The following is an 11,221-nucleotide window of genomic DNA, read 5'->3' as shown; positions in this document are numbered from 1 at the left end:
GGGAATAGGCACTCTCTGAAAGGGCGGACTATAAATAGCCCAGCCTTCTAAACTGGAGAGTTTGTCACAGTTTAGATGACCAGGTTATGATGGCTAATATTAGAGAAGTTGCTAAAAGAGCGGGAGTTTCTGTTGCAACAGTATCAAGAGTTTTAAATGGCAGTGACTCGGTGTCTGAAGAAACAAAGGAAAGAGTATTAAAAGCGATAAAAGAATTAAATTACCATCCTAATCTTCTTGGAAGAAATTTAAGGCGGGCAGAAACAAGAATGATACTGGCTTTAATGCCTAATGTATCAAATCCTTTTTATGCACGTGTTGTAAAGGGAATAGAAGATGTAGCTCATAAAAATGGATATAATGTAATGCTTTGCAATACTGATTCTGATATTAATAGAGAAAAAGCATATCTTGAACTTTTAAAAAACAGGTTAGCAGATGGTGTTATTTTTATGGCACCAGTGATGAGCAAAGAGGAATTGACTTTGATAGGACAAAATTATCCTGTTATTCAATGTTGTGAATACATAGAAGGGGCTGGAGTATCATATGTATCTATAGACAACTTTTCTGCAGCTTACAAAGCTGTGAAGCATTTGATAGGATTGGGACATAAAAAAATAGGATTGATAAGCTGTGAAAATAACTTTGTATCTACGAAGCAGAGGGAAGCGGGTTATAAAAAAGCTCTTGAAGATTCAGGGATAGAATTTGACGAAAAGCTTATGAAATACGGAGATTACAGCTTTAAAAGCGGAGTAAGAGCAGCGAAACAGCTTTTGGCGATGGAAGAAAGGCCTACTGCTATATTTGCAATCTCTGACATCATGGCTATTGGAGCTATAAGAGCGATAAAGGAAGAAGGGCTTAAAGTCCCTGAGGATATAGCGGTTGTAGGCTTTGATGATATAAGCTTTGCTTCTATGTATGACCCTATGCTTACAACTATTTCACAGCCAAAATACGATTTAGGATGTGTTGCTATGGAACTACTGATAAAGCACATAAGTGGCAAATTAGAAGAACCACAGAGGATTTTTTTAGAGCATGAGCTAATAATAAGAGAGTCGACAGTAAAATAAAGAATAAAGTTTTGTCTTAAAAATACAAATTTAAATATAATTAGGGGAGGAATTTTTATGGTAAAAGAGAAACTTAGAGTAGGAATTATAGGTTGTGGAGGAATTGCTTTTGGCAAACACATGCCCTCTTTGGCAAAACTAGACAATGTTGAAATGGTGGCCTTTTGTGACATCATAGAAGAGAGGGCTCAAAAAGCGGCAAAAGAATATGGTACAAAAGACGCGAAAGTGTACACAGATTACAAAAAACTTCTTGAAGATAAAACAATAGATGTGGTTCATGTCTTAACTCCCAACAAGTCTCATGCAGACATAACTGTTGATGCTCTTTATGCAGGAAAACATGTAATGTGTGAGAAGCCTATGGCTAAGACTGCTGCAGATGCCAGAAGAATGGTGGAAGCATATAAGAAAACAGGTAAGAAACTCACTATAGGGTATCAAAATCGCTTTAGACCAGATTCTCAATATTTACATAAAGTTTGTCAAAATGGTGAATTAGGGGAAATATATTTTGCTAAGGCTCATGCTATACGTCGCCGCGCGGTACCTACATGGGGTGTTTTCTTAAATGAAGAAGAGCAAGGTGGTGGGCCTTTAATCGATATAGGAACACATGCCCTTGATTTGACATTGTGGATGATGAATAACTATAAGCCTAAAGTTGTAATGGGAAGCGCCTACTATAAATTAGGCAAAAAGGCAAATGCTGCGAATGCTTGGGGACCATGGGACCCTGAAAAGTTCACAGTTGAGGATTCAGCTTTTGGATTTATAGTAATGGAGAATGGGGCTACCATTATATTAGAGTCCAGTTGGGCTTTAAATACTTTAGAGGTTGGCGAGGCTATGACCACTTTGTGTGGAACAGAAGGCGGAGCTGACATGAGAGATGGACTTCGCATAAATGGAGAAAAATTTGGAAGGCTTTATACAACTAAAGTTTCTACTGATGTAGGTGGAGTAGATTTCTATGAAGGTAAATCAGATGACCCAGGATTTTTAGAAGCAAAAGCTTGGATTGATTGCATCATAAACGATACAGAGCCTGTTGTAAAACCAGAAGAAGCTCTTGTAGTAACTGAGATACTAGAGGCTATTTATACATCTGCGAAAACAGGAGAACCAGTATATTTTAACAGGTAAATGGAGGCTTTTGTATGGAAAAACTTAAATATGCATGTGTTGGTGCAGGGTCAGTTGCTGATTACAAACACTTAAATGGTTATTCAAAAGTAGAAGATGTTGAAATTGTAGCCATATCTGATCCGGATATAGAGGCTGCAAAAAGATTAGCGGAAAAGTACAATATACCTCACGTTTATACAGATTATGAAGAAATGTTTGAAAGAGAAAAACCAGACTTAATAAGCGTATGTACTCCTAATTATTTACATGCGCCTATTTCTATAAAAGCTATGGAAAAGGGAATTCATGTGCATTGTGAAAAACCTATAACTCTAAATGCAAAAGAAGCTTATGAGGTCATTGAATCAAAAAATAAATACAAAAGGAAGTTTATGATAGGATTAAATAATAGGTTTACAAATGAATCTTTCTTTGTAAAAAGATATATAGAGGAAGGGTATATAGGCGAAATATACCATGTAAAGACTGGCTGGAGGAGAAGGAGAGGCATTCCTGGAAAGGGCGGATGGTTTACAAATAAGAAATTGTCTGGAGGAGGCCCATTAATTGATTTAGGTGTACATTTTTTAGACTTAGTCTTGTATTTCATGGGATATCCTAAAGCTCAATCTGTGTCAGCAGCTACTTATTCTAAGTTTTCAAATAGCAACAGTTTAAACAGCTGGAATTATGCAAAAAGCGGGGATGGAATTTACGATGTGGAGGATATGGCAGTAGGCTTTGTAAGGCTTAAAAATGGTGCCACAATTGACTTTGAATTCAGCTGGGCTTCCAACATTGAGGGAGATTACAATTACTATGAAATTTTAGGTAATAAAGGTGGCATATGGTTTAAAAACGGACAGCTTAAAGTATTTTCGGAAATTGTTGATACGTTGATTGACATAGTTCCCGACACCAATTATCCAAAGTCGCCTTTAAATGAATTTGAACATTTTGTTGACTGTATAAAAAATGACAAAGAGCCTCTGGCTTCTGCTGAAGAAGGGGCAATTCTCATGAAAATAATAGACGGTGCCTATGAATCAGCTGAAAAAGGTAAGGAAATAGTTTTAGGTTAAAGGGGGAAAAAATTAAAATGAGCATACCTATAGCACTTCAACTTTACACTTTGAGAGAGGAGACACAAAAAGATTTTACAGGTACTCTTGAAAAGGTTGCGGAAATAGGATACGAAGGAGTGGAATTTGCAGGATATAGAGATTTAAAAGCTTCTGAATTAAGAAAAGTGCTTGATAGATTGGGATTAAAGGCTGCTGGCAGTCATGTAGGACTCGATTTATTAAAAAGTAATCTTGAGGAAGTGATAGATTATAACCTCGAAATAGGCAATAAATACATAGTCTGTCCATGGAATGAGTACAAGTCAAGAGAGGATTATATCGAAACAGCAAAGTTGTTTAATAAAATAGGTGAAAAGTGCAAGGAAAAAGGACTTGAGTTTTGTTATCACAACCATAATCACGAATTTGAAATATATGCTGGAGAATATGGACTTGATATACTTTACAAAAATACATATAAAGACCTTGTAAAAGCCGAAATTGATGTGTATTGGGTTACATATGCGGGAGTTGACCCGTTAGAATATCTTAAAAAATTTTACAATAGACTACCTTTAATTCACTTAAAAGACATGGATAAAGAGGACAGGTCTTTTACTGAAATAGGAAATGGAATTATCAATTTTAAAGAAGTAATAAAAATTGCAAAAGAAAATGGAGTTAAATGGCTAATTGTTGAACAGGATGTGTGTAAAAGACCTCCAATTGAAAGTGTGAAAATTAGTTTTGAAAATTTAAAAAAGATTTTAGAGGAGGAAATGTAAAATGTATTTAGGATTTTTAACAGTATGTCTTGGGAATATGCCTCTTAAAGAAAAAGCTAAGTGGGCAAGTGAAAATGGGTTTAAATCACTGGAAATTGCCTGCTGGCCTAAAGACAATACGAGGGATTATTCTGCAAGTGATATAGATGTAGAAAATCTTACACCCGAAGAGGCGGAAGAAATAAAAAAATATTTTAAAGAATACGGGCTTACAATTTCATCTCTTGCATATTATGACAACAACCTTGACAGAGACCCAGAAAAGAGAAAGTTTATAAACAATCACTTAAAAAAGTGCATTGATGCAGCTAAAATGCTTGGAACTGACATGGTAGGAACTTTTATAGGAAGAAACATTGAAAAGAGCATAAAAGACAATTTTGATGAATTTGAAAGAGTCTTTACTGAGATAATAAGCTACGCAGAAAATAAAGGAGTAAAGATAATTATTGAAAATTGTCCAATGGAAGGATGGCAAATTCCAGGACTTCCTGGCACTATATCCTTTGCACCTGAACTTTGGGAGGAGATGTTCAGAAGGATACCTTCAAAAAACTTTGGTTTAAACCTTGATCCCTCACACCTGGTGTGGCAATTTATAGACTATATTGATGTGATACCACAATTTAAGGACAGAATATTTCATGTACATGCAAAAGACACAGAAATATTTGAAGATAAATTTAAAAGATATGGAGTTTTCAACAGACAACTTTATACTAACCCAAGAAGTGAACTGGGGTATTGGAGATACAGAATGCCAGGAATGGGAAATGTAGATTGGGGCAAATTTATAAAGACTTTAAAAGACAGTGGGTACGATGGAGTAATAAGCATTGAACATGAAGACCCTGTTTATGAAGGTAGTGAAGAGAAAGTTAAAGAGGGACTTATTTTAGGCCTAAATCACCTAAAGCAATTTATATAATTTTAACAAAGCCCAACCGATAATTAGGTTGGGCTTTGTCTGTGTAAAATTTCAGAAGCAGGTTGCTTTAATGAATTTAGCGTTTACAATAGTAGATAACATAGCCACCGTTTTGAACGAAGTGTGCGACCTTGAACCGAGCAAGTACTAAACTTATTTTTAATGAACCTTTTGTCTTTTATTACAATACCTGTTATACTATATTTGATGGAATAAATTTGTAGGGAGGGAATTGTTATGTTTAAAGTGTATGTTACAAGGATGATTCCTGAGGAAGGGATTGAACTTTTAAAAAAGTACTGCGAAGTCGAAATAAACCCAGAAGACAGACCCCTTAAAAGAGAAGAGTTACTTGAGGTAATAAAAGACAAAGATGCTGTTGTGACCCAACTTAATGAAAAAGTTGATGCAGAATTCTTTCATACAGCAAAAAATTTAAAAATTGTTGCAAATTACGCTGTAGGATTTGACAATATTGATCTAAAAGAGGCGACTAAGAGAAGAATCTATGTTACAAATACACCAGATGTTTTAACAAATGCAACAGCAGAACTTGCATGGGCACTTCTATTTACAGCAGCTCGAAGGGTTGTTGAGGCTGATAAATTCACAAGAGAAGGAAAATTTACTGGGTGGGCACCAAATCTTTTTTTAGGTAAAGCTGTGACAGGAAAAACATTGGGAGTAATTGGTGCGGGGCGGATAGGACAAGCTTTCGCTAAAATGTCTAAAGGGTTTGAGATGAAGATTTTATATACTGCAAACACTCCCAAAGAGGAATTTGAAAAAGAAACAGGGGCAAAGTACGTTGACTTGGAAACACTTTTGAAAGAATCGGACTTTGTATCAATTCATGTGCCGCTAACACCTCATACACGCCATTTAATAGGTGAAAAAGAATTAAAACTCATGAAAAAAACTGCAATTTTAATAAATACAGCAAGAGGCCCTGTTGTAGATGAAAAAGCCCTGGTGAATGCATTAAAAAATAAAGACATTTATGCAGCAGGTCTTGACGTATATGAAAAAGAACCAGAGATTACAGAGGAGTTAAAGACTTTAGATAATGTAGTAATACTTCCACATATAGGAAGTGCTACAGATGAAGCAAGGAGAGATATGTCGGTACTTGTTGCACAAAATATAATAGACGTAATAGAAGGAAGAACGCCGCGCACCCTTGTAAATAAAGACATATTGGAGAAGTAAATTTTTCGGAATCCCTAAAATGGGATTCCTTAGTTTATTCTTAAAAAACCATACAAACTAATAAAAAAATTTTAAAACAAAGAAGGATTTTTTGGATTTATGTAGAATTAATATATTAAAGTCAATAAAATCCACAAACAAAAACAGCATTTCCAACTTGAAACTGTGTTTTGTTTTTATTTGCTTTATTTTATGTTTTGAGCAAAATAAAGACAAATTGATATTTTTAGGAGTGGATGTAGATGCTGGTTTCGACAAGGAGAGATAAAATCAAAGAAATCATTTTAAAAAAGAAAGCCGTTAAAGTCTCTGAGCTTTGTGAGATTTTCAAAGTTTCTGATGAGACGATAAGAAGGGATTTAGAAGAATTGGAAAGGCAAGGACTGGTAGAAAGAAACTATGGAGGCGCAGTACTGAAAGAAAATATTATTATCCCTCCACTTGTCAAAAGATTTAAAGAGCATACAGAAGAAAAGCAAAAAATTGCTGCAAAAGCGTTAGAAGAAGTAAAAGAAGGAGATGTCATTTTTTTAGATGCGGGTTCTACTACTTATCACATAGCCCGACTTCTTAAAAATTTTAAAAACATAACTGTTGTAACAAATGCTTTAAACGTTGCTACAGAATTAGCCAATAATCCTAATATTAATCTTTTTATTACTGGTGGAAAATTAAAAACTGACAACCATTCGATGGTAGGCTTTGAAACAGTAAATTGCATTGGTAAATACAACATTGACATTCTTTTTTTAGGGACTGGTGGCATCTCCTTAGAAAAAGGTCTTACGACTTCTGATATTTTTGAAGCAGAAGCTAAAAAAGCCATGATAAAATCAGCTAGGCGAGTAATTGTCGTGGCTGATAGTAGTAAATTTGGAAAAGTTGCAATGGTATCCTTTTGTACTTTTGATAATGTAGAAAAGATAATAACTTCTGGAGAACAAAACAAAGAGATAATAGAGGAATTAAAAAATTATGTAGAGGTTGAAGTGGTATAGAAAATTCAATAAGGAGAAGATGGCAATGGTTGAAAAAGGTATATTGGAAAAACTTACTGATTTTTTGTTAAACCATTCATTTGTATTATACCCTAATTCATTGAGAAAGTTAAAAGAAGACACATATATTTTTGTGGCAAAAAAAGATGCTGATAAAAAAATAGGGATTTTGACAAAAGAAAATTTCAAATTAAGTTCCCCATATTTTGCAGAAGATAAAAATGTAAAAGAAATAGATTTTTACCTCAATCTCTATCCTTTAAGTTTTGAAAATTATTTGATATTGAAAAACTTTGGTATTTCTCCTACACCCTGTAGGCAAAAATCTTCTTTTGGCACAGGAGATAGACTGGGGCTAGTGACACCTGCTCACATAGTGGCTTTAAAAGAATATCCGGTATTTCCTGTATTAGCTCAACAATCTCCAAGAGAACTTGAAAAAACCCATAGAGATTTTAAAGATGCCCTTTTAAAAGTCATACTTGGGGTTTTAGAAGCAGGTTATACTGGAGAATTTGGTGCAGATGCCGACCACATAAAAGATGAAAAATATCTATTAAGAGCTATTGAAGCAGGCTATACAATGTACACTCTTGATGTAAGTGAGTTACTAACCAAAATTTCAGACATTTCCTCAAATCAAGTGATGCAAATATCTCCACAAAGCAAAGAGATAATAGAGGCTTTTAAAGGCAAAAAAATTAGCATTTCAGAAGAAGAGTATACAATTAGAGAAGATGAATTGTATAAATCTGCGCTAATATATGAAAAAGCAATGAATTTTGTAGAGAAGGTTTATAGCATACTTAAAGAAAAAGTGAAAGACTTTGATTTAGAGATTTCTATAGATGAAGGAGAAAAAGATACAACAGTAGAAGATCACATATTTGTAGCAGAGTATTTGCATAAAAAGGGAATAGACTTTTGGAGTTTAGCACCTAAATTTCCTGGGGAATTTCAAAAAGCTATAGACTATAAAGGGGATATAAATAAATTTGCAGTAGAACTAAAAAAACATTATGCTATTTCACAACAATTGGGAGGCTACAAATTAAGCCTTCATTCAGGTAGTGATAAATTTAGCATTTATGAAATTTTTAGTGAAGTCACTCAGCACAGTTTCCACATAAAGACATCGGGTACTAGTTGGCTTCAAGCGGTAAATCTTATATTTGAAAAAGACAAAAAACTTTTTTATGAACTTTATAAAATTGCTTTAGACAATTTGGAAGAAAGTAAAAAAGCATACAAAGTTTTAATTGATAAAGATGACTTTGCCGAAGAACCAAATTTAGAAAATGCGCAAATTCTTTCACAACCAGAGATAAAGCAACTTTTCCATATTTCTTATGGAGTTTTACTTGATGAAAAGAAAGAAGAAATATACGATGTTTTAGATAAATATGAGGAAGAACATTATCAATTTGTTTCAGCTAATATTAAAAACCATCTAGAAAAAATATTTAATAAATAAATTTGGGAGGCATAAAAAATGGGTGTTAAAATTGCCATTGTAAATTCCAGCAGTTTTGGCAAGCATTTTCCTGAACATATTGAAAGGTTAAAAGCGTTAGGAGAAGTAGAAAGATTTGAACTTCCCCACGATATGAGAGGGAAGGCATTAGCGGAAAAGCTAATGGGGTATTCTGTAATAATTGCCAGTGTCAAGCCATATTACGATAAGGAGTTTTTTGAGCATAAAGACAAAACTCTTTTAATAACACGTCACGGCATAGGTTATGATACAATAGACATTAAAAGTGCTACTGAAAAGGGAGTTATTGTAACGAAAGTTGAAGGCATTGTAGAAAGGGAAGCTGTAGCCGAAAACGCTATTGCACTTTTACTAGATGTTATGAAAAAAGTAAGGTCTGCCTCACTTAAAGTGAAAGAAGGAAAGTGGGGGGAAAGAGCGAGCTTCATTGGATATGAAATAAAAGACAAAGTTGCAGGAATTATAGGTATTGGGAATATTGGAAGCAGAGTTTGTGAAATCCTGAGATATGGGTTTGGTGCTAAAGTAGTGGCTTATGACCCTAATCTTTCAGCAGAAGAAATAGAAAAAAGGGGAGCAGAGCCTGTCACATTAGAGGAACTTTTAAAGAGGGCAGATATAATTTCTTTAAATGCTTCGCTAAATCGCGACAATTATCACATTCTTTCTCATAAAGAATTTGCCATGATGAAAAAAGGTACATTTATTGTCAATACAGCAAGAGGAGAACTTATAGACACAGAGGCTTTGATTAAGGCGTTAAAGGAAGGAATAGTTTTAGGAGCAGGGTTAGATGTTATAGAAGGGGAACCTATTGACGAAAATCATCCCCTTTTGGCATTTGACAACGTCATAATAACGCCTCATACTTCTGCATACACTTATGAATGCCTAAAAGGCATGGGGGACAAAGTTGTTTCTGATGTAGAGAAAGTTTTAAGAGGAGAAATACCTGAAGGGGTAATAAATCCAGAAGTTTTGGAGGGTAGGCCATGGAAAAAAATTTAATTCTTTCCGTTGACATCGGTACTACCAATTTAAAAGCTGGAGTTGTAGATGAAAAAGGAAATATTTTAAGCCTGTACAGAAAAGAAACTCCGGTAGAAAAAGGAAGCGATGGAAAGGCAGAACACAATCCAGATGTTCTTTTTAATGCCTTTGTAGAAGCGGCAAAAGAAGCAGCAAAAGGCTATGAGGATAAAATTTCTTTAATTGTGCCTTCTTCCTATATGTTTGGGCTGATTCCTGTGGACGAAAAATTAAATCCTTTAATGGGAGTAATGACTCTTTTGGATTTACGTTCAAAAGAGATTTTTGAAGAGCTTTTAAATGAAGTAGACATAAAAGAAGTCTATAAAAAAACAGGATATACTCCAACTTTTCATGCTCCCTTGTTTAAAATATACTGGATTAAGAAAAAAAGGAAAGAAATCTTTGAAAAAACGCGGTTTTTTTTGAGTTCTAAAGACTTTATTTTACTAAAACTTTTAGGGGAACCTTTTACAGAGCCCAGCATTTCATCTGCAACAGGATATATGAACGTAAATACTTTAAAGTGGGATGATTATGTACTTGATATATTAGGAATTGATAAAGAAAAGCTTCCTACAATAGTCCCATCGGAAGAAATTTTAATGGACCTTCCTGATGATGCAAAAAAAATCTTAAGCCTCTCAGGAGAAGTAAAAGTTTTGTCAGGAGTTTATGACGGTGGAGCTGTAGGAATAGGAATTGGCGCTTTTGAAAAAGGAGTAGGAGCTATAAATATAGGTACTACTGCAATGTTTAGGGTAGCCTGTCCTGAAGCTATTTTTGACAGAGAAGATTTAATGAGGCTTCAAACTTATTATCTTTGTTGTGGCGAATGGTTTATAGGAGCTGCTATAAACAATGCTGGAGTTATATTAAAATGGCTAAGAGACAATGTTTTTGATATGTCATATGATGAATTGACAGCGGAGGCTTCAAAAGAGGATTCGGCAAATCTTTTCTTTCTTCCCTATCTGACAGGGGAAAGGGATAAAGAGATAGGTAATATAGCATCTGGCGTATTTTTTGGACTTAAAGATACTCATACAAAGGGTCAAATGATAAAAGCCGCTATGGAAGGAGTAGCCTTTTCTCTGAGAAGAATTTCCGAAGCTTTGAAAGATAACAAGGTAAATATAAAAGAAATTAGGGCAGGAGGTGGAGGGACCAAGTCACCTTTGTGGATGGAGATTTTTTCCTCTGTTTTAGGGTTACCAATTAAAGTTTCTAAGGCAGAAGAACCGGCACTTTTGGGTTCTGCACTTTTAGGATATTATGCTTTAGGAAGATACAAGACTTTAGAGGAAGCTACAAATAAATTAGTAAAAATTGAAAATATATATCGGCCAGTAGAGGATAAAATAAGATATTATAACAGAAAATTTGAATTTTTTGAGAGTTTGACAAAAGAGCTTAAAAGTTTATTTGAACTTCACAGTAAATTATAAAGGCTTTGTAAAGTAAAAATGAAAAAATAGCATAGGATTTCTCATGATAGCTTCA

10 protein-coding genes are annotated in these 11,221 nt (G+C 34.4%); all 10 read left to right on the top strand.

What is annotated here, in order from left to right; all coding sequences use genetic code 11:
• Window positions 1-89: 89 nt before the first annotated feature.
• The 10 genes from I4N53_RS04425 to I4N53_RS04380 all read left to right on the top strand — a co-directional run bounded on the left by I4N53_RS04425 (window position 90) and on the right by I4N53_RS04380 (window position 11,166).
• Complete coding sequence (locus tag I4N53_RS04425) at window positions 90-1,082, top strand: LacI family DNA-binding transcriptional regulator (protein WP_214495696.1); 993 nt, start codon at window positions 90-92, stop codon at window positions 1,080-1,082.
• A gap of 57 nt (window positions 1,083-1,139) precedes the next feature.
• Window positions 1,140-2,228 carry a Gfo/Idh/MocA family protein gene (locus I4N53_RS04420; protein WP_214495695.1) on the top strand — a complete coding sequence of 363 codons (1,089 nt, stop codon included), beginning with the start codon at window positions 1,140-1,142 and terminating at the stop codon, window positions 2,226-2,228.
• Window positions 2,229-2,242: 14 nt separating this feature from the next.
• The gene (locus tag I4N53_RS04415; protein WP_214495694.1) at window positions 2,243-3,292 is read left to right on the top strand and encodes a Gfo/Idh/MocA family protein; all 1,050 of its coding nucleotides are present in this window, start codon (window positions 2,243-2,245) and stop codon (window positions 3,290-3,292) included.
• 17 nt (window positions 3,293-3,309) lie between these two features.
• Window positions 3,310-4,059 carry a sugar phosphate isomerase/epimerase gene (locus I4N53_RS04410; RefSeq protein ID WP_214495693.1) on the top strand — a complete coding sequence of 250 codons (750 nt, stop codon included), beginning with the start codon at window positions 3,310-3,312 and terminating at the stop codon, window positions 4,057-4,059.
• 1 nt (window position 4,060) lies between these two features.
• The gene (locus tag I4N53_RS04405) at window positions 4,061-4,987 is read left to right on the top strand and encodes a sugar phosphate isomerase/epimerase (protein WP_214495692.1); all 927 of its coding nucleotides are present in this window, start codon (window positions 4,061-4,063) and stop codon (window positions 4,985-4,987) included.
• 237 nt (window positions 4,988-5,224) lie between these two features.
• The gene (locus tag I4N53_RS04400; protein ID WP_012995713.1) at window positions 5,225-6,196 is read left to right on the top strand and encodes a D-glycerate dehydrogenase; all 972 of its coding nucleotides are present in this window, start codon (window positions 5,225-5,227) and stop codon (window positions 6,194-6,196) included.
• A gap of 242 nt (window positions 6,197-6,438) precedes the next feature.
• A complete protein-coding gene (locus I4N53_RS04395; protein WP_214495691.1) occupies window positions 6,439-7,194 on the top strand; it encodes a DeoR/GlpR family DNA-binding transcription regulator in 756 nt (251 codons plus the stop codon).
• A gap of 25 nt (window positions 7,195-7,219) precedes the next feature.
• A complete protein-coding gene (locus I4N53_RS04390) occupies window positions 7,220-8,668 on the top strand; it encodes a tagaturonate epimerase family protein (RefSeq protein WP_214495690.1) in 1,449 nt (482 codons plus the stop codon).
• An 18-nt stretch (window positions 8,669-8,686) separates the two neighbouring features.
• Window positions 8,687-9,697, top strand: coding sequence for a D-isomer specific 2-hydroxyacid dehydrogenase family protein (locus I4N53_RS04385; RefSeq protein ID WP_214495689.1), 1,011 nt, complete (start codon window positions 8,687-8,689; stop codon window positions 9,695-9,697).
• On the top strand, window positions 9,682-11,166 hold the full coding sequence (locus tag I4N53_RS04380) for a gluconokinase (protein ID WP_214495688.1): 1,485 nt from the start codon (window positions 9,682-9,684) through the stop codon (window positions 11,164-11,166). Before I4N53_RS04385 ends, I4N53_RS04380 begins: the two co-directional genes overlap by 16 nt.
• Window positions 11,167-11,221 lie beyond the last annotated feature (55 nt).

The organism is Thermoanaerobacter sp. CM-CNRG TB177 (assembly GCF_018588165.1).
GTDB lineage: Bacteria > Bacillota > Thermoanaerobacteria > Thermoanaerobacterales > Thermoanaerobacteraceae > Thermoanaerobacter > Thermoanaerobacter thermocopriae.
Note: the sequence above shows the minus strand (reverse complement) of the source record. Positions and strands in the feature narration are given on the sequence as shown.